Here is a 26,461-nt window from a genome sequence, read left to right on the forward strand (position 1 = left end):
TTTCTTATGAATGAGCAGTTAATCAAAAATGCCCTGGTGATCAATGCCGGCTTAAGTATGCCGGCTGACGTGCGTATCCGCGGGGCCAGAATTGAACGCATTGCCCCGGACATACCAGCCAAAGCAAACGAACAGGTTATCGATGCAAAAGGTGCCTGGCTGTTGCCAGGTATGATTGACGACCAGGTGCACTTTCGCGAACCCGGCCTGACCCACAAAGGCTCCATCGCCAGCGAGTCCCGGGCAGCGGTCGCCGGAGGTATCACCAGTTATATGGAAATGCCTAATGTCAGCCCTGCCAGTACCAATATGGCTGCCTTGGCACATAAATATGCCATTGCCCGACAAGGTTCACTGGCCAACTATGCCTTTTATCTGGGCGCCACCGAGGACAACCTGGAAGATATTAAAGCACTGGATCCCAGCAAAATCTGCGGGGTGAAAGTCTTTATGGGCGCTTCGACAGGCGATTTATTGGTGGAACATCCCCAGGCACTGGAAGCTATTTTCAGGGAGAGTCCGGTATTGATCGTGACCCACTGCGAAGACGGGCGACGCATAAATCACAATCTACAGATGTACCGTCAAAACGGTCTGACGCCAGGTATTTTAGATCATGCCAAAATCCGCGATACCGAAGCCTGCTATGCATCGTCTTCTTATGCAGTGTCACTGGCTAAACAATATCGCGCCCAGTTGCATGTCCTGCACATCACCAGCGAAAAAGAGCTTAGCTTGTTCAGCACCGGTAATATAAGGAACAAACATATTACTGCCGAAGCCTGTGTTCATCACTTATGGTTTAGTCAGGATGACTACCCCAGGCTTGGCAACCTAATCAAATGCAACCCAGCCATCAAGGCCGCAAGTGACCGGGAAGCATTGCTAAACGCGGTGCAAAGCGGCCTTATCGATATCATCGCAACCGATCACGCTCCCCATACCTGGAGTGAAAAACAGCAAGCCTATCTGCAGGCACCGGCCGGATTGCCGTTGGTTGAACACGCACTGCTAAGCCTGTGTGAACAGGTGCACCACAACAGACTCAGCATTGAGCTGGTGGCAGAGAAAACCGCCCATAATCCAGCCATTCGCTATGGCATTGCCGACAGAGGGTTTATCCACGAGGGCTACTTTGCCGATCTGGTGCTGGTATCAGCAAAGCACAGTACAGAGGTCAGCCACAAAACCTGCCACTACCACTGTGGCTGGACGCCCTTTAACGGTACCCGTTTTTCATCGCGCATATTAACAACCTGGGTCAACGGCCAGGTTGTTTTTGATGCTGGTAAGCTAACTCAATCTCAAACGCCGGCCATGCCACTTGTTTTTAACCGATAACCGGAATCCCGCTGTATGAACATGATGATCACCTTACCCGATGTTGCCGCTGGCCAAACCGGCTTAAATTCTCTGCCCCTGCGCTGGGTAGGTATGGAGGCCATCGCACTGCCCATTCTGGTAGATGGGGATGGCAACCAGCCAATCCACATCACCGCCAGGGCAGATGTGTTTGTCAGCCTGGAAAAAACCGAGGCCAAGGGCATACATATGTCGCGTTTGTATTTGCGCCTTAATCAGCAGTTGAGCAAGCAACGTCTGAGTGGCTCAGGGATATCCGCCCTGCTAAAAGATATGGTGCAAAGCCAGCAAGGGCTCAGCCAGGCCGCTAAGCTAAACCTGCAGTTTGATCTGCCGCTGGTAAAAAACGCACTGCTGAGCAACGAGTCCGGTTATCAGAACTACACTGTGACCCTGACCAGAGAATTGAAAAGCGGCTCCCTCATCACCGATCTTAGTGTCACCATTCCCTATTCCAGCACTTGCCCTTGCTCTGCGGCCCTGTCAAGGCAGGCTCTGAGTGAGGCATTCGCCCGGCGTTTCAACACAGCGCAGTTAGACAAAGATGAACTTATCCAGTGGCTCGCGTCTGAGCAGGCCAGTATCGCCACCCCCCATAGCCAGCGCTCCTACGCCTATATCAGGCTGAGACTGACGGATGAAGACCTGCCAAATCTGCCCTCCCTAATCTTCCATCTTGAGCAGGTTATCGGCACATCAGTACAAACCGCCGTCAAACGTCAGGACGAGCAGGCCTTTGCCAAGCTGAATGCGCAAAACCTGCTGTTTTGTGAGGATGCAGCCAGACGTATTAAGCAAGCGCTGGAGCTGATGCCTCAGGTGTCCGACTACTGGTTTAAAGTAGAGCATCAGGAAAGTCTGCATGCTCATAACGCCGTGGTGCACGACCAAAAACACCATACCGATTGGCTGCATAACGGCCATAACAGGGCTTATTGAACCGCCGTTTGGCATAATGACAAAAGGCGCCCGTCCATCATAAACGTGGAATAAACTAATATGTTACGCAAAAATCCCAGTGGTCATCTGCCCGACGTGGCACAAAGCGCGTTTATCGACCCTACCGCCATTATTTGTGGAAAAGTGGTGATTGAGGACAATGTATTTATTGGTCCCTATGCGGTCATTCGCGCCGATGAAGTGGACACCAACGGTGATATGCAGCCCATTGTAATCAAACGGGATTCCAACATTCAGGACGGGGTGGTAATCCATTCCAAATCCGGCGCGGCGGTTATCGTGGGCGAACGAACCTCCATCGCCCACCGCTCCATTATTCACGGCCCATGCGAAGTGGGTGACGATGTGTTCATCGGCTTTAACTCCGTGGTATTTCGGACCAGAATTGGTAACGGCTGTGTAGTAAGACACAACTCGGTTATTGATGGGTTAAACCTGCCCGACAAGTTTCATGTCCCACCTATGACCAACATCGGACCCGGTTTTGATTTAGATAGCATCAGTAAAGTGCCACCTGAGTATTCAAGCTTTTCAGAATCCGTTGTATCGGCCAATCATTACCTGGTGCAGGGTTACAAAAAGCTCGCTAACGAACTCTAAGGCTGACATAGATGAATATCGTTAAATTCTTTGCGCTGGTGGCCATCAGTTCACTTTGTGGCGGTTGCGTGGCCAGTCCTCCATCGCCAGTTACAGAGAGTCCTGCAGACGCCTTCACCACAGCGCAACGCCCACAACCCAGGGCGCTAAAAGTGGCCACCTGGAACACTGAACATCTGGCCTATCCGGGCGACGGTGGGTGCAAACCCAGAAGCAATACTCAGCTGTCAGCCATGCGACGATATGCAGCAAGTCTGGATGCCGATATTATTGCCCTGCAGGAAGTCGATTCGAAACAGGCGTTAAGACTGATCTTTCCGGATCTACACTGGCGACTCATCCTGTCCGACAGACCCAATAGCCAGCCCTATCAATGCAGGGAAAATGGCTATCTTTCTACCCAGCAAAAATTAGCTTTTGCAATCAGAAGAGAAGTACCGCTGCTAAGCATCACCCATGTTAAAGATTTCGGCCTGGACTTACCCGACTTGCGCTATGGGCTGGCCGTCAGGGTTGACTCCCCCACCGGGCCAATAGACATTTTAAATCTGCACTTGAAAAGCGGTTGTTTTGTCGATGATTACCTGCAAAGCGACACACAGGCCTGCCGGGTTTTGGCTAAACAGGCAGATGTGTTGAATGAGTGGATTGCGCAGCGGGAAAAATCGGCTTCACCCTATCTGGTATTAGGGGATTTTAATCACCGGATTTCAGCATCCTATAACCGCCTGAGCCGGGTACTGCTGAATAATGAGCGCTCAACCACGATTACCACACGCAATCTGCTAAGTTGTCATCCACGCCATTCGGCCCTGATCGACCATATACTGGCAGGCGGCATGCCGACTGAGCGGATAACTGAATCTGCACAGATACATACTTACGCAGATGAAGGTGCCATGCTCAGTGACCATTGCGCTGTGTCAGTATCCTTATCAGCTGACAGCCCCAGACTTTCTACTGCATTATTGTGGCAAACCACCAGCAAGGAATATCAGCTTGTTAGCAGGGCAATCTATCAGCAGGCACAACAGGCTCTGGCAAAGGTGCCTGCTGATTTGCAAAACTGGGTGGTGGTTATGGATGTTGACGAAACAGTGTTGGACAATACTGCCTACCAAAAGCAGACAGAAATCGCAGGGACCGGCTATTCACCTGCGACCTGGGATACCTGGGTGCAAAGCGAACAAGCCAGTCTGGTGCCCGGTGTCAAACCTTTTATAGAAGCCATATTTCAGCGCGGCGGAAAGCTGGCATTGGTGACCAACCGCAACCGGCGCCTGGACATTCATACCTGGCGCAATCTGCAGGAATTGGGCATTCCCATAACAACGGCAAATACCTGTCTTATCGGTCGGCATGCATCAGACCAGGACGCGCTGGACCATAAGCTCATCAGGAACGACAAAGACTTACGTCGCCAGCAAATCGTGCAAGGCGATGCCCCTTGTTTTGGGCACCCCCATGAGTCAAAAACCTCCTGGTCGGAACCACATAACATAGTGTTGCAAGTTGGTGACAATATTGAGGATTTTTCCGGGCTTACGCAGCAGCAGGCCGATATTGGGACCGTATTACCTCAAATAGGAAAAACACTGTTTTTGCTGCCTAACCCCTTGTATGGCTCCTGGCAATAAGTGCTTATATTTTGATCCTAATCTGCTTTTACGTTAATTCGCTGTTGTTTCAACAGAGGCTGACGACCGTCCTCTGCCTGGATGTGCAGCGTGATATTATGCTCACCCGGTTCGCTGGCCTGATAATAAAGCCGCAGTTTACCCGACAGAGATAAGGCTATCTTGGTTGGCTCCTGCAAGACAATCTTATCGCTGGCTGAAACTTTCAGCGTTGCCTGATGAAAACGGCCAGGCACCTGATAGTCTATTTCCAGCACGGCTGGCTGTTGCGAAGAGACAGCAACCTGCTTCTGATGGCTGACGCGAATAAGCTGCGGGGAGCTGGGTAGCCTATGCTGTTGCATCAAAGGATGAAAATGGCCAAAACGCTCCGCCCCGTCATGCCACTCACAACTTTGCCCTGAACTGGGTGCCAGGCTCAGCAACATCAGCGTGTAAATGCTGCAGTACGCTAACCGAAGAGGTTTAGTCTTCATATGGCACAACAGAGTCTATCCAAAGGCGGTAGGCGGCCGTCCCCATCTCATTTTCATTGATTTCAATGGCCAGTACCCCTTCAAACCAAAAGGGATCATAGAGATTTTTCAGCTCAACCCCTTTTTTCAACACCGCATAAATAATTTGATTGGGTGGCGGGGGCGGCATATGCAGACAGGCACCAAAATAAGGCACAATAAAAAACTCTGTGACATGTTGTTGTTCATCGGCTTGTAACGGCACAATAAAGCCGGGAATTTTTATGGCTTTGTTGTGCCAGTCCTGTACAACACGAGTCGATGTCAGGGCATCCTGGTAGCGACGCACTTTTTCATCCTGTTGCGCCTGCTGAGTCAGCGCCTCCAGGGAGTCTTCCTGCGAGCCGTCTGCAATATCGGCAAAGTAATCCGGAGGATCCAACAAGGTATCCAGATCGTCTTTGGGCATCAATGCGACCCACTCGACTTCCTGATATTGCCTGTCAAGGGACTTAGACGTTTGTGCTGACGTGTCAAATACTAACAACATCGCAACAGATAAACAGAGAGATACAAAACGCAACGCCATAATTTTCACCGGAATACGCGAGCCAAGCGAAAACGTTATAACATACCACAACCAAACTGTATACCGATGCCAACTGTCAAGCACTCGAATAGCGTTATTGCTGAGTCGCTGAACCACTACTCGCAGTGGTCGTCCGGAAAAGGGCAATCAACCGCATTCTTCATTTGACTGATATAGCGTTTAAGATTAACCAACCTATCCTTGTTACCAAGATCAGGCAGCATGCAGAATTACATCGGGCTTGACACTTTTCTACCCAGGTTTGCCATCGACCCTGGGGCGGGTCAGTACCGGCCAGTACAACAGCACAAACAGCACAAATGCCAGGCACCACAGCAGGCTGGCCAGCAACAATACCGCGACGATGTGCTGATGCAGCAGCCAACTGCCCAGCGTTCGAATCATCGCCGCCAGCAACACTAAAGCAAAGGCCAGACTCATCAGCGGTCTGGGCTTAAGCGGCCGACCACTATGGCCCAATGACACCCTGGCCATCATGGCCAGAATCATGCCGCCCATCGCCCCTACCGTAAGAAAATGTATGGCGGTACTCAGCGCCATCGCATTGAACAGATAATGTGCCGCCAATGCCCCCAACCCGAGAGGAATAAACAGGTAGGCCAGATGCAAAGACCACAGCAGCGGCACACGAAAAGTAATCCAGAAGCGCCACCGCCACCAGCGCCACAAGTGCAGAGCCGCAGCGACAAGGCACAAGCCCCCCGCCAGTAACGGCGGTAGTATTTCCCGGCATAGAAAATGTACAACCAATAGCCAGATACTGAGCAATGCGGCTTTTTCCAGCCAGGCAACAGGCTGCACTTTGACGGTTCCAGTGCCGTTGGCGGTAAACATGGGGGTGACTCTGCCGGCAATCACGCACATTAGCGCCGTCACCAGCATCAGCATCAGGTAGATGCCCTGTTTGACAAACCCATTATCACCACTAAGCAGGCCAAAGTGAGTGAGAAAGTTCGCCCCACTCATCAGCAACAAAACCGGTACAAAAAACAGATTTCGCCATTGACCGGCTTTACACAGCGGATAGGCCATAAAGCCCGCCACCATAGGTAAAAACAGCAGATCCAGTGTTGCTATCAGCCAGTTTGGCCACGCCGGTCCCCACCAGTTGACAAGCCGGGCCGCGAGCCAGACCATCACCAGCCATGCCAACGCCCGGCCTTTGAGTCCGGGAATGCCGGTCCAGTTCTGCACCGCGGTCAGCAAAAAGCCCGTTACAACGGCAGCAACAAAGCCAAACAACATTTCATGGGCATGCCAGAAGTAGGCTCCGCCATAAGGTGAAAAGCCCCACAGCCCGGCATACAGCCCACCCCAGGCTCCAATCGCCAGCGCAGCAAACAGGGCTGCGCCCAGAAACAGCGGCCGAAACCCCAGACGAAACAGTGGATGTGGTAGTGCCGGGTTGTGGTGTGTCATCAGAGATTCTCCCTCAGCATGGAATAGTGGCCTGTTTGCGGGCATAACACCACCAGGTGACCAGTACGCAACTGATATAGAAGAGTACAAAGCCATATAGCGCCATCGCCACAGAGCCCGTTGCACTGATAGAGGACCCATACGCCTTGGGAATAAAGAAACCACCATAAGCGGCAATCGCCGAGATAAAGCCCAGTACCGCTGCGCTTTCCCGGTTACCTTCAATCTCCGCCTGTTTTGCCCCTGACGCTCCCAAAGCACGGCTGCGCAGTGTCAGGAAGATCAGCGGCACCATGCGAAAGGTCGAGCCGTTACCAATACCACTGGCAATAAACAGCACAATAAAGGCCGCGAAGAAGCCGATAAAGTTCCCCCCCTGCCCGTCCTGTGGCAGAAAATGCAGCACCGCCAACACACCAAGGGCCATCAGCACAAAGGTCCACAGCGTTACAGTAGCGCCGCCCAGGCGGTCCGACATAATGCCACCAAAGGGCCGCGCCAGCGCACCGGCCAGAGGGCCGATAAAGGCATATTTAACCGGATCCACATCGGGAAACAGCAAACCACACAGCAGCGGAAAACCCGCGGCAAAACCGATAAAGCTGCCAAAGGTGCCCAGATACAGCCAGCACATAATCCAGGTGTGGGAACGCTTGAAAACCACCGCCTGTTCTTTGAACGACGCCTTGGCATCGGCAATATCATTCATGCCAAACCAGGCTGCCAGCGCCCCAATCACAATAAAGGGCACCCAGATAAACGCGGCATTTTGCAGCCACAGTAGATGACTGGCTCCGTTTTTATCCAGCAGGGTCAGCGGCGCACCACCCATATCGCCAAACAAACTGGCAGAGATGGCCAAAGGCCCGATTAACTGCATTGCTGACACACCAAGATTGCCCAGCCCGGCATTTAATCCAAGTGCCGCGCCTTTCTCTGCTTTGGGGTAGAAAAAACTGATATTGGCCATGCTGGAAGAAAAGTTGCCGCCCCCCAATCCGCACAGCAATGCCAGGATCAACATCACCAGATATGGGGTGCTGGTGTCCTGCAGTGCAACTCCCATCCACAGGCAAGGCAGTACCAATGAAGCGGTAGACAATGCCGTCCAGCGCCGCCCACCAAAAATGGGCACCATAAAACCGTAAAATATCCGCAAGGTGGCACCCGACAAGGCCGGTAGCGCAGCCAACCAGAACAGTTGGTTCGCACTGTAGGTAAAGCCCAGTTGCGGCATTTTCACCACCATAATGCTCCAGATGGACCACACGGCAAAGGCCAGAAACAGATTGGGAATAGAGATCCACAGGTTACGCGTGGCAATGCGCCGCCCTTTGTCCTGCCAGAAGCCTTTATCTTCAGGCCGCCAGTCTTCAAGCAGCAAACTGTCGCTGGACATTTCCGGCAGGTCGGTGACCTCCTGCCCTGCCTGCCACTCGCGTTTTTCTGCCTGGCGTATCGCGAAATGCATCCACCACAGCGCCAGCGCGCAAATCACAAACAACAGCATAAAGCTGCTTTGCCAGATGCCGACCACGTCATTGAGCATGCCAAAGGTTAAGGGCAGGAAGAAACCACCCAGACCACCAATCATGCCAACCGCTCCCCCTACCACACCAACGTGTTTGGGGTAATACACCGGAATATGCTTAAACACCGCGGCTTTACCCAGCGACATGAAAAAGCCCAGTACAAAGGTCAGCAGTACAAAGGCAACCAGATTAGTCTGCAGAGAGAAACTTAACACTTCGCGTATTCCGTGCACCTGATATTCGGTGGGGGGATAACTTAATAAGAAGGTACAAAGCACTGATGCAATCAACGTCCAGTACATCACCTTGCGTGCACCAAAGCGATCAGACAGCCAACCACCCAGAATGCGAAACAGGGAAGCAGGGATAGTGTAGAGCGCCGCCAGGATCCCCGCCGTGGCCAAGTCCAGATGGTACACTTCCATCAAATAGTGCGGTAGCCACAAGGCCAGCGCCACAAACGCGCCAAATACAAAGAAATAGTAAAGGGAAAACCGCCACACTCTGAGCTCAGTCAGTGGCATTAACTGGGCGGCCAGGGTGATGCGCTCCTGCTGACGCTGATGCTGACCAGGATCGGCCCTGGCAAACAGCAAAAAACTCAGGCCCATTGCCGCCATCACTGCGGCGTACACCTGAGCTGTGCTTTGCCAGCCTACTGCCAGCAGTAAAAAAGGTGCCGCGAAATTAGTCAGCGCGGCGCCCACATTGCCGGCACCAAATATCCCCAGTGCAGTTCCTTGCTTACCCTGTTCATACCAACTGGACAGGTACGCCACCCCCACGATAAAACCGCCTCCCGCCAGGCCAACCCCAAGGGCGCCCAACAGCAGCAATGGATAGCTACTTGCCAGACTCAGCAAAAATACCGCGACAGAGGTGGTCAGCATCAGCAAACCAAACACCCAACGGCCACCAAACCTGTCGGTCAACAGGCCAAGGAACAAGCGGCTAATCGAGCCGGTTAATATTGGGGTGGCCATCAGCAGCCCCAATTCAGTATCGGTCAGGCCCATTTCATCCTTGATACGAATACCCAGAATGGAAAACAGGGTCCAAACCGCAAAACAGAGTGTAAAGGCCAGCGTTGTCAGCCACAGGGCATATCGCTGGTCTTTACTGGAAACCGTACCTGCCTCAATCATTTTTGTTACTCCCGGTTGTCTCAGTTTGATCATAGAGACAGCGGCAGGTGGGCACTATACAGATGAAGAGGCATAAGGCTGGGATGCGGCTACCCATCAAGGGGTAGCCATTGTGGTCAGGATGCGCTTTGTGCTGATTTGGCCATACCAGCGATAGCATGCCAGTATCCGTTGCAATCCTGCGCCAGGGGTTGCGGCGCAAAACCCTGTTGATTGGCCCGGAATTTATCCAGCCAGTCGAGGGTGTCCGGGCCCAGGGGGCTGAGTCGCAAGCAGTCCACCAAACCCTGCATGCCTGGTAAGTCGTTTACCAGGTTGTAGCACTGACCAGACTGGGTCTGGATGCCATTTAAGGTAAATAGCGGCTGGCCTTCCTGACTGCGGGTAAGCCGGCCATTGGGGTACTTTATACAACACAGTTCACAGTCATCCTTGGCACGGTTTTGTGAACGGGCGGTAAAACAGCGGGCCGAATAGGCCAAAGGCAGGTAGCCATAAGCAAAGACTTCCACCTCAAAGCGCTGGCGAAGCCCCATGTCTTCGCACTGCTGCAACAGTTGAATTAGCCAGTCCCGCGACAATTCCACCGGCATCACCCAACGTTGCATGCCCAGATCCAGCAGGCCCTTAACGGCATACTGGTTGTAACAGTTAATCGCCGGCCCCGCGACAAAGGGTTTACGCTGTTCATGCAAAAACTGGATGGCCCCGGTATCATTGGCTTCCACCAGAATGTCACCGTTATCGCAATAGGTTTTCAGCGTTTTCACTTCTGAGGGCGCTTCAAGCAATGCCATCGTAGACAGCACCACTTGCTTACCGCTGCCGGTGAGAGTTTTCGCCAGCGTCAGCCAGTCGCGGGTACGCAGTTCACGACGCTTTGAGCAAACGGTTTCGCCCAGATAAATAATGTCAGCGCTACTTTGTGCCGCGGCCTGATAAAAGTCTTCCACCTTTGCTCTGGGCCAGAAATAAAGAATGGGTCCTAACGCATACTGCATAAATTACTGCCATTTTCTGTGATAAGCACCAAGAGAGGTCTGATTGCCTTCGGACAGTGCATCAAGCTGCCGACGCCAGCTTGGCATGATGTGAAAATCCTCCCTGCCATTGATGCAGGTGTCGATGGCCTGACGCCATACCTGAGTCACCTGCTGCACATAGGCAGGGCTGCGCTGGCGCCCCTCTATTTTAACCGCGGCAATGCCACAACCAAGCAGATCCGGCAGTAGCTCAAGGGTGTTCAGACTGGTCGGCTCTTCCAGGGCATGATAGGTCTGCCCATCCACATCAAAGCGCCCTTTGCACAAGGTCGGATAACCGGCCTTTTCCTGTCTGTTATAACGGTCGATCAACACGCCATTTAATCTGGACTCCAGTCCCTGGCTGGTTTCCTGCCAGCGCACATGCGCGGCAGGCGAGCAGGCACCTGCGGTATTCGGCGACTCCCCGGTCATATAGGACGATAAATAGCAGCGCCCTTCGGCCATAATGCACAGGCTGCCAAAGGCGAACACTTCCAGTTCAACAGAGCATTGGCGGGCAAGTTGTTTAACCTGATGGATGGACAAGACCCTGGGCAGCACCACCCGGCGCACGTTGAACTGCTGCTGGTAAAACTCAATGGCGGCACTGTTGGTAGCAGAGGCTTGCACCGACAAATGCAATTCCACCTCAGGATAACGCTGGCTAACATAGGCAAGTACCGCAAGATCGGCGACGATTAACACATCTGCACCATTTTTCACCGCCATATCTACGGCATTTTGCCACCTTTGCCACCCTTGTGGATGGGCAAAAGTGTTGATAGCAATATGTAGCTTTCTACCATGCTGATGCAGATAGTCGGCCGCTTCGGCCAGTTTATTGTCGGTGAAGTTCAGTCCGGCAAAATGCCGGGCATTGGTGTCATCTTTTAACCCCAGATAGACCGCATCAGCGCCCTGCTCCACTGCTTTTTTCAGGGCGGGCATACTACCTGCAGGACAAAGTAGTTCCATGATTTCTCCTCAGACTTCAGGTATAGCTACAGGCAGTGACTGCCGCAAAGGGCTGAGTTTACGTCGCCCCCGCATTATTGCTATCCACCCAAAGGAGTACCCATTCTGCCCGGCACATTTCTGTGCATCTTTGATTTAGATTAACTTTTCATCCCGAGTGCGGGCGTAAGCTGTTAACAGTTTTTTATCAATACGGCTTTGGAAACACCTTATGCAAGCACTACTGCAACATAGCCAAACGCTGGTCCGTCCGGCAGTGATGCTCTTTGGTCTGGCCCCGGAACGGTTACAAACTGGATTGCTGAGCGCGCTGTTTAATCAGGCCCTACGCCCTTTACTGGAGGCCAATGAGCTGGACTTTCTGGGTGATGCCTGGGTTCAGGTGCATATTCGGGATATTAACCAAAACTGGTTCTTCAGCGTCCATAAGCAGCAAATCCAGGTTGCCAGACAGGCACAGGCAAAGGTGTGTTTCAGCGCGGCACTGCATGATCTGCTGATGCTGGCCAGCCAGTCGGTTGACCCGGATACCTTGTTTTTTCAGCGCAAGTTGTCGATTAGCGGTGACACCGAACTGGGGCTGGCTTTGAAAAATCTGCTGGACAGCCTGGAACTGGCCGAGTTGCCGCCGTTTGTGCGCAAACCCCTGGCGTTCTACGCCGCACTTTATCAATCGCCAACCTGAGGTGACATATGCAAAAGATCCTCTCACAGTTGTTTAACACCAACCTGCATGCCCTGGAATTGCTGTTTATCGCCTACCGGCGCCTGAAAAAGGATGATCCGGTTCTGTCCCGGCAGTTATTCGACAAATTTAAAACCGGTATGCTGCAGCATATTGAACAGGAAGAACAAAGTCTGCTGCCGGAGCTTTGCCAGGTAACAGGTGACGCTGAACTTATCCGTAAGGCCAGGCGTGAACATCAGCAACTCCGCCAGCAACTTGACTGGATCGAGAACTTGCTGGACAAACGCATTGACAGCCAGGAGGACGACCGCAGCCTGGAACTGATGCTGTCAGATCATATTGAAAATGATGAGTTTGGCCTCTATCCCTGCTGCGACAAGTTGCTTAACACCGACGCGGTCACCAGGGTCTTGATGGAGCTATACCCATGATTGAGGAACGTGCCCATCTGGTGCATTGGTGTGAGCACAGTATGCCGATGGGGGTGAAGGAAATTGACCTCCAACACCGCCAGTTGCTGGACAGTATCAATCTCTTGCATGCTGCCATTTTAGCCAGTTGGCCGGACCCTAAGGCACTACCATTGGCCACCCATTTGCTGGCGCAAACTGAGCAACATTTTCTGACCGAGGCCCCCTACCTACAGGCATTACCAAGCGGCCAGCAGAGATTGCATGAGCTGCACCACAAGCACTTTCTTGAAGCCCTGCAGAGTTTTATTCTGCGTTTAAGTTCAGATATTCCCATGTCCACACTGTCGGTCAGGGAACAACTGGCGTCGCTGGCGGAATGGTACAGCTCCCATATCCTCAACTCGGATCGGGAGCTGAGTCTTGCTACCTCAGGCTGAACGGGCCTGCCTGTGGTAGTGACGGGCCGCATGTTCTGTGCGTCGCCCCTGACTGAAAGCAGACACCCGCTTCAGGTAGCCTATTACCCGGGTGCCATGATCAATATCCTGACTGCCACAGGCGCTGCAACAGTGCAGCGTACGCTTGTCGATATGTTCACAGACATTACAAATGGTAATTCGTACATTCACACAGAAGTAATTGCAACCGGTGCTGGCGGCAATGTTATACAGGTTCATGACATTGGCAGCGCTGAGCTGTTCTGCCAGATTCAGATGCAATGCCGAGCCGCCATCCAGATAGCGGGTCATCTGCTCACCATGCAGGACAAACTTGTCCAGGTGATTAATGGTCTCGTCCTCTACCACATAGAAATAACTGTTGTAGCAGTCACGTGGCACCTGGTAGCCGTCTTTACGATCCCATCTGGCGTTTTTGATGCCTAAATTTTCGGCCGGCACAAATTCGGTGTTGAACATATAACCCCAACGCACCCGGGCCTGGCGGTTCGCGTCATAGATGACCTTCAGTTGGCTGTCGACAAAGCTTTGATAATCCTCGTTGACACCCACTTCTATACCCAGATACTCGGCAGCTTCCACCATACCGTTAACGCCAATGGTCAGAAATTGCTTGTCCAGGCTGATAAAGCCGGCGTCATACACACTCAGTAAACCATCGCGCTGGTATTCCTCCATCAAACGGCGATAGGCCACCTGATATTTCTGCACTTTGTCCACTTCAACGGCCAGGTCGCGGCCATCCTGAATCAATCGGTTCATATTCAGGGTGATGACATTGATCGAGCCGGTGGCCACCCCACCGGCGCCCAGGCTGTAAGAAAAAGTATGGTCACTAATTTCATTACGCAGGCGGCAACAGGACGCCAGCGAATCAGCACTTTGTGACTGGTAAACAAAGAACGACCCGCCCTGGCTCATATTCTCGGCGCACAAGCCGGCAAAGCTGTCATCCTTCACCCTGCCATTTTCGGTCAGCATGGCGGCGGTTACCACCGGAAACGTCAGAATGGCCTTATTGCGCTCCTGATTAAACCAATTAAGGAAAAAGCCCTGCAGGGCGCTGACCGATTGCCAGTCGGGGGCGCTCATATCGGGAAAGACAAAGTTGCCAAACATGGCATCAAAATAATGGCGGTCATACAGGGAAATATTCCAGAACACACTTTGATAACCGCGCGCTGCGGCGGGTTGATTGAGCGCATACACCACATGCTGAAGATGATTTTCAATGGCTTTGGTGTGGCTGCTCAGGTAGTTGTCGCCGTAATCACGGCGGGCAAAGTAGTCAAAGTAAGTTAAAAATTCCACCGTCGCTACCGCCCCGGCAAACTGGGCACTGATGGCAAATACCAGATTAACGAAACTACCGCAGAACGATTCCAGGTGCTGTGGAGCCTTGGATTCGCCGCCCAGTCTGGTCAGTCCATCCAGCAAAAACGGGTACATGGTAATTGATGCGCAATAGGGTTTCAGGCTGGTTTCGTCATGCACATAGATTTCGTGCCGCTCTATCTGGCGCACATACTCATCTCCCAGGGCGTCACCAAACAATTCGCTGATCTTATTTTTGACCAGTGCCCGATTAATCTGGATCACGCAGTCCTTCATCAGTTCTGCTTCCAGGGTCGCAATGTTTTTATGTGTCACATTGGCGTTGGCGTCCAGCTTCGAGCCATCTGCCGGGTTCACCGCCTGTTGATACTCACGAATAAAATTCAGTTTGCCTTGTAGTTGTTGCGCATTAAGCGGCAGCATAATCATTCTCCATAAATCGAAAATTAAGAAGATTGCCGGTGGCAAGCTCCAGAAAACGCTGGTTGGTTGTGGGACTGGTAAGACCGCCCAGTTGCGAATACCAGCGACCGGTTTTCAGATAATCCAGGTGTGTTTGCAGGCGGGCCGGTATTTTGTTCATACCGGTATACAGGCAAGTTTTCAGTCCGGCTTGCCGGGCCTGTTGTAACAATGCCAGTAACGCATCCGGATGCCATTCACCGCCAAAAAACAGCACGCAACTAACCAGGTGCGCATAACGTTGCAGATACCGGGCAAAAAGTTGCGGGGTCAGCGCCTCTCCTGTGCTGGGATCCCAGCTATCCTGACTATGGCAACCCTCGCAGCGCAGCGGGCAGCCAGTGATGGTAAAGGCCAGCGCCACTTCATCCGGCACTTCCTGAAAGCACACCTGGGGGGGAAAGCTGTTAAAGGGCTCAAACCTCTTATCTTGTGTCATAACACAACCGCAAACACCATATATTGTGTTTATACGGTAAATGAGCACAAGATCTTGTTGTTGATCTGGATCAACAAATTCGGCCTGCCGGGTTTAACTTATAACGGAAAAAACATGCGCTTGTGCCACTGCACTTGTACACTGCCGCGCTTGTCGTTTGTCCTGTCGTATTATGAAACTGTTTATAAGCAAAATTACCGGCCAATTACTGACACGGCTTGGCATAATCAAAGCCGACAGTCAGCGCTTGTCCAGTATTCCTGTCGCCGAGCGACTAAAAGTCGCTGCCGCCGCAGGTATTGCATTGTTTGTTGTGACTTTGACCAGCCAATATCTGGCCGACCTAGCCAGCACGGTTGTGTTGCTGGCGTCCATGGGCGCCTCAGCGGTTTTACTGTTCGGTCTGCCATCCAGTCCTCTGGCCAAGCCCTGGTCATTTGCCGCCGGTCACCTTATCTCCGCCGGCATTGGACTGTTGTGTTCACATCTGTTTACCGATATGGCGGTAATGGCTGCCGTGACTATTGCGTTGGTACTGTTTGCCATGTACCTGTTTGAATGTATGCATCCGCCTGGCGGCGCCACTGCATTAGTGCCGGTTATCGCTTCAAGCGAGCAGTTACTCGGCTATGAATTTCTATTTCTACCTGTCGCGTTGAATGTAACGGTGATGTTGCTGATGGCACTGATGCTCAATTATCTGTTGCGTCCCCGACCACAAAAGCGCGATTTTGACCCGGTGCATTTGCACCAGGATGCCAGTCCGATAAAACGCACCGGGTTGCAGCCTGAAGATTTATTGTACGCCCTGAATCACTATCAAACCGTAGTGGATGTCAGCGAAACGGATTTAGAGCAAATTTATCAGCAAGCCCAGTTGCACGCATACCAGCGTCAGCTCGGCGCAATATTGTGCCGGGATATCATGTCGCGGGATATTATCTGCGTCACAGCAGAGACTCCGCTAACCCAGGCATGGCGGTTACTACAAAAGCACAAAATTCGCACCCTGCCAGTGATTACAGCCGATCGGCAACTACTGGGAATGGTCTCGGTAACGGATTTCTTAAAAGACATCAGTGTTCCACATTACTGGGGACTATTGCGACATATGAGTAGCCTCAGTCTGCACACCAGTGCCAAACGCCAATGGCGCAAACATCACAAACAGCAGGTAGCCGATATTATGCGCACCGGGATCACCGCCATTCGGCAAGATGAGCATGTTATCGAGCTAATCCCCAAGTTGTCAGAACTGGGCTTACATCAGGTACCGGTGCTGGATACTAATCACAAACTGGTGGGAATGGTGACCCAATCTGACCTGATTGCAGCCTTATATGCCAACAGCCAAAAAGGTCGAACCAACTGAATGGTGTTCATTGTTGCGGCCTGGCCGCGCCAGGGAACTTAAGCCTATAGCATGGTATCGCCCCTAGTTATGCAGAATATGTCACCTTAACATGCCAGCAAGCACCCATTGTCGTTGGCTAATTCAGGTTGTACAGCCATGGCTCTCTACCTCCCATTGGGTACAGGAGCTACTCTTTGTGCGCATAGCAAGCAACAGGGCCTGAGGGTAAAATAGCCACACCTGCTTTCTGGGATTTTTAACTATGCACATTCACAGCTATACACAACTCATTGAAGCCGCCCTGGCTCAGCCTGAGCCACAAAGGTTGCTATTTGTATTCGCCAGGGCCGAATTACCGGTTGGACACACAGGCAAACAAAAACAGGAATTTGAGCAGGGCCATGGCGGCACCCTTTCACCTGTGCTGTGCGTGGATAAGCTGCCAGATGAAGTACAGGATTTTGCAGCATTAGTCACAGAGTCTGAATACACCAATACACATTGGGACATTACCTTTGTGGCAGCCTTGCCGGGCCGCGGTGGTTTCGCTCCCAGTGTCGATGAAGCAGTGCAACCGCTGCACTTAATGATGAACAAAATCAACAGTGGCAGAATTGATGATTTTCTGGCCTTTGATCGCCAGGGCAATCTGCTGAATTTATTACCGGGTTAAAGTGGGCCAGCTTGCTGGCCCCTATGCTTATTTTTGCTTTAACTTCTGCTGGCTGAAATAGGCAGCCAGATCGGCAGCATCCTGATCACTCAGGTTAGCGGCCATCGGTGCCATCATAACCGCCGTACCACCAGTGCGCTGACCATCCCGATAAGCCTTAATCGCACCTTCCAGATACTGGGCATGCTGACCGGCCAGATTGGGATACATTGGCGCCAGACTGTTCCCATCAGTGCCATGACAGGCCACACACATACCGGATTTGGCTTTGCCTGCTTCGGCATCACCGGCCGCCAGTGCACTTTGGCTGCCAAGGGTCAGCATAAGGGCGGCATAAACAACGTTTTTCATTTTTACCTCGATTGTCTACTGGTTTCTACAGAGCCTATGCTACTGCAAGGCCCGTTTTATCTCAGCGGTACATTGGGAGTACCTAAAATGGGGTACAGCGTTCAGGGCGCACTGTCTTTTTGCTCATCCCCACTGGCGGCCTGACGAAAGCCACGAATAGCGCCACCAAGATCGCTGCCAAGATGGCGCAACCTGGCGCTTCCAAACAGCACCACCACCACAAGCAGTACAATCAACAATTGCCAGATACTCACTCCCATAGTGTCCTCCTAATGATGGCCGTGATGCCCAGCATGTTGCTGCTGTTCCAGGAAATCGCCGGCCTGCTCCAAGGTCAATACCTGGGTATTTTGCTGGGTGGCAAAGGCTTGGGCGGCCTGCCTGTCGGCAAAACTGGCCAGCGGCATGCCCATCGCACCATGCAGAGTGGGTGCAGGTACATAAAACGCGACCTTGGCATCGGTTAAATGGGCATCATCCGGCATATCCCACTCACTTTTGCCCATATCGTGCACATAAAGACTGAAATTGGCCTGACGATTTTCTGGCTGCCTGTACCAGCTCAACATTTCAGCGGCCGAGCAGAACTTTTTCACGCCCTGTGGCTGGCCACCCAATGCTTCACCTTTAGGGCCGGGAAAGCGGGTGATAGCCATGCCGCACACATGGCATTCATCACCACTATGAAATGCCACTGGCTGCAGAACCTGCTCTTGCTGGCGTTGCCCTTCGCAGCCAAGCAGACTTAGCGTCATAAGCAAACAGGCCAAATAGATAATGCGCATAAACGTTACTCCTGAGTTTCAAAAAATCACTATCGTTGCCGTGCAGCGCTAAACTGGCACCGGCAGCTTAAACCGGTCGGCGTAATATGCTGCGTCGTGCCAGCAGCAGACATAGCAGCATCCAGCCCAGCATGGCGCTCCACAACATCGCCGCAGAACCGGGTAAGTCCTGCCCCAACGCCATCACGCCAACCAGTTGGCTGGCACCGTCTAAGCCCTGCAGATTTAACTGACGGAAAATATCTGCGGGGTTCAGTAGCAACAGCCAGGGCAGCCACTGTGGATTTAACTGGCCTTTGCTTAGCACCAGCAAAGCCAACAGCGCCAAATCAAACAGCAACACAAAGAAAAACCACAGTCCCAGCGCCATGCCTGCCGCGCTGGACTTTTCCCTGGCCCGGCAGCTCAGTACATAAGCCATGGCGATAAACACCCAGCCAAGTAATATGGCCGACAGAATAAAACGGCCAAAGGCACTGAAAAGTGCCGGCAAATCAAGCCCGGGGATCAGCACTGCCATGGCCAGTGCCGCACCGCCAAACCCGATCAGGGTGGCCAGCGCCAGAATCAGTCCCTGGCCGACAAATTTGCCCAGCAGTAAATCCACCCGGCCAAGGGGATAACTGAGTAGCAGCAGTAACGTACCACCTTCGTCTTCTCCAACCACGGCGTCATAAGCCAGTAACAGCGCGATCAGCGGAACAATGATGGTGGCCAGACTAGCCAGGCTGGCAATGGTTGAGGATATGGAGCTAAACCCCACCTGCCCGGCGGCGGCGGCACCAAACCAGGCAATGCCGGTGGCCAACACCACAAACAACAAACTAATGGCCAGCAGCCAGCGGTTACGTAACCCGTCCTGCAGTTCCTTTCGCGCAATACTTAAAACCGCTCTCATCATGCCCCCTTATCGATACGGCTTTGTGCCTGCATATAATGCCGGTACAACTCTTCCATGCTGGCCTGGCGAACCTCAACATCCTGTGGCAACCCTTGTTCCAGCAGCAATTTTAATAACTGTTGCTTAGCGCCGTTATGGGCAGTGATTTCCAGATTCTGCTCTCCCAGTAATCTGGCCTGGTAGCCGTCTAACAACAATTGTCTGTGCCATTCATGTGCCTGCGGCATACCACTCACCCGGATAAGACTGGGCAGTCCCACCTCGGCACGTAAGGCAGGTAAGCTACCCAGTGCCCGTAACTGGCCTCCGGCCATAATGGCTGCTCTGTCGATAAAGGCCTCAACACCAGAGAGCACATGGGAGCAAAGAATTACCGCCGTGCCCGCCTCCCGCAAGCGTTGGATAAGGGCATACAATTCGCCGGTGGCGATGGGATCCAGGCCCACTGTGGGTTCGTCAAGTAACAGCAACTGCGGCTTACCCAGCAGTGCCTGGGCCAGTCCAAGACGCTGACGCATGCCTTTAGAATAGGTTTTCACGCGTTTGTGGCTGGCATGCTGCAGACCGACCTGGTCCAACAATGTCTCAACCTGACTCAGCGGGGCTGACTTTAAGCGGGCAAAGTGTCGCAAGGTCTCAAAACCGGTCAATTGCGGATAAAAAGCCACATTTTCCGGTAAATACCCTATTTGCTGGCGGACCTGCACGGTGCGCGGAGAGTCACCGAACACCCTGACCTGACCCTGGCTGGGTTGTAACAGACCAAGAATGAGTTTCATACTGGTGGTTTTGCCTGCCCCATTGTGGCCAAACAGCCCCAGTACTTCGCCTGCCTGCACTGACAGGCTGACATTATCTAAAGCGATAAAATCACCATAACACTGGCGAACCTGCGCTAATTCAACGGCTTTCATTTTGTTCGTCCTGTTGGTAACCCGCCATCAGGGGGAAACTGTCCCTGACACCAGGTGACTTGACCACCGGAAACATAGCCTGTACCCAGCGCAACAATTCAATGGCCGGGCTATGCATCAGTAATTTCATTTGCGGGTACATCCACACCAGGCGGTCAATATTGTCGTTGGGTTCATAGGGCACATCACCCAGGCCGTTGGCATTGCGATCCCAGCCCAGATAATCACTCCAGTAATTGCCCAGCCCGTCTTTAGACCACTCCTGGGTGCGGGTTGCTACGTACTTAACCTGCTGACGATTGCCGATAAAACTATTGGCACTGATTTCATTGTCTTCGGAGCCAGCGGTCAGATGGATCCCCAGTGCACTGTCAGAAAAACGGTTGGCAACAATGCGGTTAAACACCGAGTTATATATAAACAGCGCCTTGCCTTCTGCGCCCTGGATCATACTGTCACCGGTACTGCCGCTTCTGACCCTGGACACCTCGTTACCAGACAACGTGGAATAGGTGATGTAATTCATCAGGATGCCGTAGTTCTGATCGTTCTCGGAACGATTACCGGTCACGGTTAACTGTCGGCTTTGCATCAGGGCGTAACCTGTACGGGTATTGCGGGTCAGGTTGCCAACAACCTGGTTGTTATTGGAAAACATGTAATGAATGCCGTAGCGCAGGTCGGTGAGTTGATTGTTTTGCAGATGATTGTGATTAGAGGTGTCAATATAGATTCCGTCGCGGGTTTGACTGACCCGGTTGCCCACCACGCTGGCGCCACTGACCGCATAAAGGTGAATACCGTTGCCCCTATCCTGGGAGCGCAGGCTGTCATCCCCTTCAATCACATTATGGTGAATTTGCACATCTTTGCTGCCGTCAGCCCAGATCCCAAAGCCACTACCGACGATGTGATTATTGGCAACAACAGCCACATTGGCCTGATGCTGAATAAATATGGCGGCATCCATAGCGGTAAGGTCATGACCGGCCCCACGCAGCTCGCAGCCATGCACCTGCACGTCGGGCGCATCAATACTTAATACCGTGCCCTGTCCGCTGCCATCCAGTACAGCGCCCGGCTCGCAGTAAAGCACCATGGCAGAGGAAATACGAAAATTGCCTTGATAGTGACCAGGCGCCAAGCGCCACTGCCCGGATGCTGTCAATTGCAATGGTAACGCCTGGTTTAACTCCTGCACTTCTGGCACGGCGGCACAGTTTAGCGGCCACAAAAGCGCGACAGTTGCAGCAGATTGAATCAAGGTGATAAATATCGTCTTCATGGCAATAGGCCGGCGGACCAGCCGCCGGCTCCTTGTTATCAGGCCGGTTCGACCAGCATGCGTCCCACCATTTCCATATGCAGGGCATGACAGAACCAGTTGCAGTAATACCAGTGCATACCGGGTTTGTCGGCCACAAAAGTGACAGAAGCGGTTTGCTGCGGGCTGATCTCCATGCTGACCCCATGGTTGGTCATACAAAAACCATGGGACACATCTTCAATCTGATCGATATTGGTGATCACCACAGTGACCTCATCCCCCTGCTTCACCTTAAACTCATTGATACCGTAAGTCGGTGCCATGGAGGTCATATACACACGCACTTTGTTGCCGTCGCGGATCACCTTATTGTCGGCTTCCAGTTTGATGCCATCTTTCTTGGCCATTTCCACGGTGGGGGCAAAGAAGGGGTCATTGCGATCCCATATTTTGCGTGTGTGGATCTGATCACGGCGGGCCAGGATGCAATCATGAGGCTCAGCATAGGTCGGGCCGTCATGCACCAGTTTCATTTCATCACCAGAGATATCAATAAGCTGGTCATTTTCCGGGTGCAGTGGGCCGGTAAGCAGGAATCTGTCCTTGGAGAATTTACATAGCACCACCAGCCATTTGCCATCAGCGTCTTTAGTTTCGGTTAATGACGCATGGTTGTGTCCAGGCTGGTATTGCACATCCAGTTTCTGGCGAATATAGCTGACTTGCTCGCCATTGTAGGCACGGATGGCATCGGCCATATTCCACTTCACCACCTGACTGTCGATAAACAAGGTGGTGTAGGCGTAGCCACGCCCGTCAAAGGTGGTATGCAGTGGCCCAAGACCCAGCTCGGGTTCGGCGACGATGGTATCACGGGGATCTTTTAGCTTGTCGGCAAACAAGTCGTCCAGGCGGTCAATTGCAATCATACTGACGGTGGGAGACAACTTGCCATTGGCGATAAAATACTTGCCATCTGGTGAAGTATTCAGGCCGTGCGGGTTCTTAGGCACAGGAATGTAACGGGTAAAGGGGCTGTCTTTGCCATCTTTCTTACGGCCATCCACCACGGGCACTTTGGCATCGCCCAGGGTAACAAACTTGCCAGCTTTTACCGCTTTCTCGATGGCGGGAATATTAAACACCACTACCCAGTCGCGCTCGTTGCGCATCATACCGCCCAGGTCATAGGCTTTTTCCGAGTTATAGCAGGTGGATGCCGCATATTTACCGCTGTAGTCGGCGTCACAGTTATCCAGGTTGCCATCCACCATCACCTGAAACGCCACTTCCATTTTCTCGGCGTCTATAACGTTGAACATGGTATAACTGTAATCGGCCTGCAGATCGAAGTGTATGCCGTCGTTGGGGTGCGGAATAACAAACTCGGCGTTGGCAAACACATACTTGGTATGCGGCATCTTCTGCAAACGTAACCCGTGAATGGCCTGCACATTCGGCACGGTTAGCATTTTGTCGCACTTCATGATGTCCAGACGGATCCTGGCTACGCGGCTGTTGGCCTTGTCGTTGATAAACAAGTATTTGCCATCGTACTGGCCGTCGGTCATGGAGATATGCGGGTGATGGCAGTCGCCATTCAGGAACTTGGCGCTTTCCCCCATAATGGCCTTACTTTCATTGGTAATGCCCCAGCCCGTGGCGGAATCTATATTGAACACCGGGATGCGCATCAGCTCGCGCATGGACGGTACACCCAAGACTCTTACTTCGCCCTGGTGACCACCGCTCCAGAAGCCGTAGTACTCATCCAGCTCACCCGGCGCTACATGGATCTTTTGCTTGGCGTCTTTCACCGCCGCCGCCCAGCTTTCACGGCTCATCACCGCCGATCCCAACCCCACGGTGCCCAACATCGCAGCACCTGCACCGGTCATGGCCGTGGCACCCAGAAAGGCGCGGCGACTCATGCCATTTTTATCGTTGTCATTTCTGCTCGTCATGGTTGTCTCCTTTAGGAACACTCTTAAACCTGAGATTCAATCTGGACGATGGGGATCTGCCCAGATTCTTGTTTCGCAGCGCGTTGACGTTTCTTATTTTTGGCCACCAATGGCGGACATTTGCGCTCGTTGTGATAAGTCATTTGGCAATCCAGGCAGTAGTGACACTCGTTATGGTCAATATGCCCATCCGGGTGAATGGCCTGAATTTCGCATTCAATAGCGCACAGCTTGCAGGGATTACCGCAGTCTTTGCGGCGTTTTAGCCAGTCAAACAACTTGAGTTTGGTGGGAATGGCCAGTGCCGCGCCCAGTGGGCAGATGTAGCGGCAATACACCTTACGGGTAAAAATATTGATCACCAGCAGAATGGCGGCATACAGCACAAACCACCACTGGCGATCAAACTTCAGGGTAATCGCGGTCTTAAAGGGCTCGACTTCGGCAAAGCGTTCGGCGCTGGCCAGGGACTCCAGGGAAATGCCAAACAGCATCAGTAAGATGATGTACTTGATGGCCCACAAGCGTTCATGCACGGCAAATGGCAATTCAAACTGTGGCACCTTAAGTTTGCGTGCCGCCTCGTTGATCAGTTCCTGCAAGGCGCCAAAAGGGCAAAGCCAACCGCAGAACACCCCTCTGCCCCACAGCAATATGCAGGCGGCAGTGAAGGTCCACAGCACAAAAATCACCGGATCAATCAGAAACAGTTCCCAGCGAAAGTCCTGCATCATGGCATGCACAAAGGTCAGTACATTGACCACCGACAATTGTCCCAGTGCATACCAACCAATAAAGACCACGGTAAACAGCAAGTAACCGCGGCGCAGCCAATGCAAAAACTGCGGCTTTTGCGTGAACTTATCCTGCAGAAATAAAATCACCATCAGCACCAGTAAGGCAATCAGCACCACCGCTAGCTGAAAGCTCTTCTGATACCAGATATTGACCCACATAGGGCGATTGGCCGCTTCCATCGCCGCTAATTGTTCAGCGCTAGGCACCGGACGCTCAATATAGGCTTCAGGTAACTGATAGCCCACTTCAAAGCTGGTAAACACCCCGTCCACCGGCCCGGTCTGACGGCGCACCAGCAGCTCCAGGCTCCAGGGTGAACCCGGATCAAAGCCGTGGTGGTCACGAATAATAAACACCGACATTTCGGTTAATGCCGGCAGGCCGTCGATATACAGATCAGACAGGCGCTGCTGGTCCAGGTCGCGAAAGCTGATAATGTCGCCGAACTGGCGCAGTTGTATGCGGTCAAAAATCCCGCCGCGAACATAACCGGAACCTTTAAAGGAATACTGTCCCGACGCCAGCACCGCCAGCGCGAACTCCCCTGGCTGCAGCTGTTGCTGCAAATACTGATACTGGCGTTCGCCCAGCAGGTTACTGCCTATAGTCGGCGGGTCAATCTGCGCTACATATAAATCGATAAAGGTTTGCCCGCCCTGCTCTGGTGGAGCATTGTCGATATGCGCAGCTTCTGTATTGGCAAACGCCTGGTCTACCTGGGCGCGAGTCAGATGCAAACGGCGGATGGCACCATTGCCTAACAAACTTTGCCAGTCAGCCGCTGCAAATAGCTCGCGCTTAATACCGGACGGAGCAAACGGCCGGTTGCTGTGGTCTTCAATCAATCCCAGCGACACCGCCACCTCATGGGCCGAGCGCATAATAATTTCGTTAACCACCATTACCGTCACCGTGGCGCCGGTAACAGCGTCAACGGTGACGGCGTCGGGATCACTGGTGTTGCCCACCACTACGCGCTGATCCGCCATGATGCCCTGGTATTTAGCACTGAAGTCATGCAGTTTTTGCTCGGGAATACCAATAAGCAAAATCGGTTCATGGTGCTCCAGTACATAGGCATCCACGATTTGTCCGTCGGGATTAAGCAGCACCTGGATGTTGATGGGTTTACCTGAATAGGCTGGAATGTCGGTGACCTGCAGGCTTTGATACTGATAGCCCAGTAAGTTTTCGCCCGCCAAAATCTGACGCACCGCGAATTCACCTGCGGGTTCCGACCAGCCGCTGGCATTAGGGAAAAACTGTATAACACGTTGCCAGCCCAATTGTTGCTGGTCACCGGCCCATGCCAGCTTGGGTACGTGCAGTAGCAAAACCAGCAGCATCATAGCAATACAGCGCCAGTAATCATTGCAACTTTCTGGCCTTTGCCGATCAGGTATCATCTCTGTTCCCCGCTTTCCAGGCTCAAGGCCTTGATGGATAACTAGATCTTGGCCTTGTCAGGCATGCTTTGATATACCCCACTGGGGGTAACTTATTGGCGTAAAAGGGCTAGTTGGCTGTTGGCTGTTGGCTGTTGGCTGTTGGCTGTTGGCTGTTGGCTGTTGGCTGTTGGCTGTTGGCTGTTGGCTGTTGGCTGTTGGCTGTTGGCTGTTGGCTGTTGGCTGTTGGCTGTTGGCTGTTGGCTGTTCAGTCTGACTCGCCCTCGCGCTCTGTCAACGGATTTCTGCTAACTGACTACTGATTACTGATTACTGACCACTTAGCTTAGAACTGACGACTTTAATTCTGTCGGACTCAAGTCCGACCCACGGCGCTCAGACTAAGCTTTGCTGTAGGAATCAATTCTGACTCGTTGTGTTTATCTGAACTTTGCTGTCGAAATCAATTTCGACCCACTGTGGGTTGGGCTTTAGCCCAACAAAAATTAAATGACTTGCTGTACCTTGGACATTCAGCCGTACATCATGCTGTT

At 52.5% G+C, this 26,461-nt stretch carries 24 protein-coding genes and 1 pseudogene; 9 read left to right on the plus strand and 16 right to left on the minus strand.

Annotated elements, in window-relative coordinates:
• Positions 1-6 precede the first annotated feature (6 nt).
• Genes ABD028_RS05445 through ABD028_RS05460 form a run of 4 tightly spaced genes read left to right on the plus strand, consistent with a single transcriptional unit; the run spans position 7 to position 4,559 of the window.
• A complete protein-coding gene (locus ABD028_RS05445) occupies positions 7-1,341 on the plus strand; it encodes a dihydroorotase (protein ID WP_343842678.1) in 1,335 nt (444 codons plus the stop codon).
• 15 nt (positions 1,342-1,356) lie between these two features.
• A complete protein-coding gene (gene folE2, locus ABD028_RS05450; protein ID WP_343842681.1) occupies positions 1,357-2,301 on the plus strand; it encodes a GTP cyclohydrolase FolE2 in 945 nt (314 codons plus the stop codon).
• Between the two features lie 60 nt (positions 2,302-2,361).
• The gene (locus ABD028_RS05455) at positions 2,362-2,922 is read left to right on the plus strand and encodes a DapH/DapD/GlmU-related protein (protein WP_102797066.1); all 561 of its coding nucleotides are present in this window, start codon (positions 2,362-2,364) and stop codon (positions 2,920-2,922) included.
• 11 nt (positions 2,923-2,933) lie between these two features.
• On the plus strand, positions 2,934-4,559 hold the full coding sequence (locus ABD028_RS05460; protein WP_343842683.1) for an HAD family acid phosphatase: 1,626 nt from the start codon (positions 2,934-2,936) through the stop codon (positions 4,557-4,559).
• Positions 4,560-4,576: 17 nt separating this feature from the next.
• Here the strand turns inward: ABD028_RS05460 and ABD028_RS05465 are convergent, their stop codons facing one another.
• The 6 genes from ABD028_RS05465 to ubiU all read right to left on the minus strand — a co-directional run bounded on the left by ABD028_RS05465 (position 4,577) and on the right by ubiU (position 11,720).
• Complete coding sequence (locus ABD028_RS05465) at positions 4,577-5,035, minus strand: hypothetical protein (RefSeq protein WP_343842686.1); 459 nt, start codon at positions 5,033-5,035, stop codon at positions 4,577-4,579.
• Positions 5,025-5,603 (minus strand): DUF3299 domain-containing protein, encoded by a 579-nt coding sequence (locus ABD028_RS05470; RefSeq protein WP_343842689.1) that lies wholly within the window; start codon positions 5,601-5,603, stop codon positions 5,025-5,027. Before ABD028_RS05470 ends, ABD028_RS05465 begins: the two co-directional genes overlap by 11 nt.
• 252 nt (positions 5,604-5,855) lie before the next feature.
• Positions 5,856-7,043: an NnrS family protein gene (locus ABD028_RS05475; protein WP_343842692.1), complete on the minus strand. Its 1,188-nt coding sequence runs from the start codon at positions 7,041-7,043 to the stop codon at positions 5,856-5,858.
• Positions 7,044-7,056: 13 nt separating this feature from the next.
• Positions 7,057-9,720 carry a nitrate/nitrite transporter gene (locus ABD028_RS05480; protein ID WP_343842694.1) on the minus strand — a complete coding sequence of 888 codons (2,664 nt, stop codon included), beginning with the start codon at positions 9,718-9,720 and terminating at the stop codon, positions 7,057-7,059.
• A gap of 116 nt (positions 9,721-9,836) precedes the next feature.
• Entirely contained in the window at positions 9,837-10,721 is an 885-nt protein-coding gene (locus ABD028_RS05485; protein ID WP_343842697.1) for a U32 family peptidase, read from the minus strand.
• 3 nt (positions 10,722-10,724) lie between these two features.
• Positions 10,725-11,720: a ubiquinone anaerobic biosynthesis protein UbiU gene (gene ubiU / locus ABD028_RS05490; RefSeq protein ID WP_343842699.1), complete on the minus strand. Its 996-nt coding sequence runs from the start codon at positions 11,718-11,720 to the stop codon at positions 10,725-10,727.
• 211 nt (positions 11,721-11,931) lie between these two features.
• Between ubiU and ubiT the strand changes: the two genes are divergently transcribed.
• The 3 genes from ubiT to ABD028_RS05505 are packed head-to-tail and all read left to right on the plus strand — an operon-like array spanning position 11,932 to position 13,258.
• On the plus strand, positions 11,932-12,405 hold the full coding sequence (gene ubiT / locus ABD028_RS05495; protein WP_343842701.1) for a ubiquinone anaerobic biosynthesis accessory factor UbiT: 474 nt from the start codon (positions 11,932-11,934) through the stop codon (positions 12,403-12,405).
• Positions 12,406-12,413: 8 nt separating this feature from the next.
• Positions 12,414-12,839, plus strand: a complete 426-nt coding sequence (locus ABD028_RS05500; protein ID WP_102798869.1) for a hemerythrin domain-containing protein — start codon at positions 12,414-12,416, stop codon at positions 12,837-12,839.
• Positions 12,836-13,258 carry a bacteriohemerythrin gene (locus ABD028_RS05505; protein ID WP_343842704.1) on the plus strand — a complete coding sequence of 141 codons (423 nt, stop codon included), beginning with the start codon at positions 12,836-12,838 and terminating at the stop codon, positions 13,256-13,258. The genes ABD028_RS05500 and ABD028_RS05505 overlap by 4 nt, the downstream gene beginning before the upstream one ends.
• Here ABD028_RS05505 and nrdD read toward each other — a convergent pair.
• The gene (gene nrdD, locus ABD028_RS05510) at positions 13,250-15,037 is read right to left on the minus strand and encodes an anaerobic ribonucleoside-triphosphate reductase (RefSeq protein ID WP_343842706.1); all 1,788 of its coding nucleotides are present in this window, start codon (positions 15,035-15,037) and stop codon (positions 13,250-13,252) included. The genes ABD028_RS05505 and nrdD overlap by 9 nt on opposite strands.
• Positions 15,024-15,515: an anaerobic ribonucleoside-triphosphate reductase activating protein gene (gene nrdG / locus ABD028_RS05515; RefSeq protein ID WP_102798866.1), complete on the minus strand. Its 492-nt coding sequence runs from the start codon at positions 15,513-15,515 to the stop codon at positions 15,024-15,026. The genes nrdD and nrdG overlap by 14 nt, the downstream gene beginning before the upstream one ends.
• Positions 15,516-15,687: 172 nt before the next feature.
• Between nrdG and ABD028_RS05520 the strand changes: the two genes are divergently transcribed.
• Together ABD028_RS05520 and ABD028_RS05525 are read left to right on the plus strand one after the other, a co-directional pair.
• Entirely contained in the window at positions 15,688-16,887 is a 1,200-nt protein-coding gene (locus ABD028_RS05520; protein ID WP_343842709.1) for an HPP family protein, read from the plus strand.
• 244 nt (positions 16,888-17,131) lie between these two features.
• Positions 17,132-17,542 carry a ribonucleotide reductase subunit alpha gene (locus ABD028_RS05525; protein ID WP_343842710.1) on the plus strand — a complete coding sequence of 137 codons (411 nt, stop codon included), beginning with the start codon at positions 17,132-17,134 and terminating at the stop codon, positions 17,540-17,542.
• A 27-nt stretch (positions 17,543-17,569) separates the two neighbouring features.
• On the opposite strand, the gene ABD028_RS05530 is transcribed toward ABD028_RS05525, so the two are convergent.
• From ABD028_RS05530 to nosR, 8 genes and pseudogenes are all read right to left on the minus strand, one after another.
• Positions 17,570-17,893: a c-type cytochrome gene (locus tag ABD028_RS05530; protein ID WP_343842711.1), complete on the minus strand. Its 324-nt coding sequence runs from the start codon at positions 17,891-17,893 to the stop codon at positions 17,570-17,572.
• A gap of 116 nt (positions 17,894-18,009) precedes the next feature.
• Positions 18,010-18,153, minus strand: a pseudogene (gene tatA / locus ABD028_RS05535) (twin-arginine translocase TatA/TatE family subunit); the annotation flags it as partial.
• Positions 18,154-18,162: 9 nt separating this feature from the next.
• Positions 18,163-18,678 carry a nitrous oxide reductase accessory protein NosL gene (locus ABD028_RS05540; RefSeq protein WP_343842713.1) on the minus strand — a complete coding sequence of 172 codons (516 nt, stop codon included), beginning with the start codon at positions 18,676-18,678 and terminating at the stop codon, positions 18,163-18,165.
• 67 nt (positions 18,679-18,745) lie between these two features.
• Complete coding sequence (locus ABD028_RS05545; protein WP_102798860.1) at positions 18,746-19,576, minus strand: ABC transporter permease; 831 nt, start codon at positions 19,574-19,576, stop codon at positions 18,746-18,748.
• Positions 19,576-20,493, minus strand: coding sequence for an ABC transporter ATP-binding protein (locus ABD028_RS05550; RefSeq protein ID WP_102798859.1), 918 nt, complete (start codon positions 20,491-20,493; stop codon positions 19,576-19,578). Before ABD028_RS05550 ends, ABD028_RS05545 begins: the two co-directional genes overlap by 1 nt.
• On the minus strand, positions 20,480-21,778 hold the full coding sequence (locus ABD028_RS05555; protein WP_343842716.1) for a nitrous oxide reductase family maturation protein NosD: 1,299 nt from the start codon (positions 21,776-21,778) through the stop codon (positions 20,480-20,482). Before ABD028_RS05555 ends, ABD028_RS05550 begins: the two co-directional genes overlap by 14 nt.
• A gap of 38 nt (positions 21,779-21,816) precedes the next feature.
• Positions 21,817-23,724, minus strand: a complete 1,908-nt coding sequence (gene nosZ, locus ABD028_RS05560; protein WP_343842718.1) for a TAT-dependent nitrous-oxide reductase — start codon at positions 23,722-23,724, stop codon at positions 21,817-21,819.
• A 23-nt stretch (positions 23,725-23,747) separates the two neighbouring features.
• Positions 23,748-25,928 carry a transcriptional regulator NosR gene (gene nosR, locus ABD028_RS05565; protein ID WP_343842720.1) on the minus strand — a complete coding sequence of 727 codons (2,181 nt, stop codon included), beginning with the start codon at positions 25,926-25,928 and terminating at the stop codon, positions 23,748-23,750.
• Positions 25,929-26,461 lie beyond the last annotated feature (533 nt).

The sequence above is a fragment of the Bowmanella denitrificans genome, from assembly GCF_039522935.1.
Taxonomy (GTDB): domain Bacteria; phylum Pseudomonadota; class Gammaproteobacteria; order Enterobacterales; family Alteromonadaceae; genus Bowmanella; species Bowmanella denitrificans.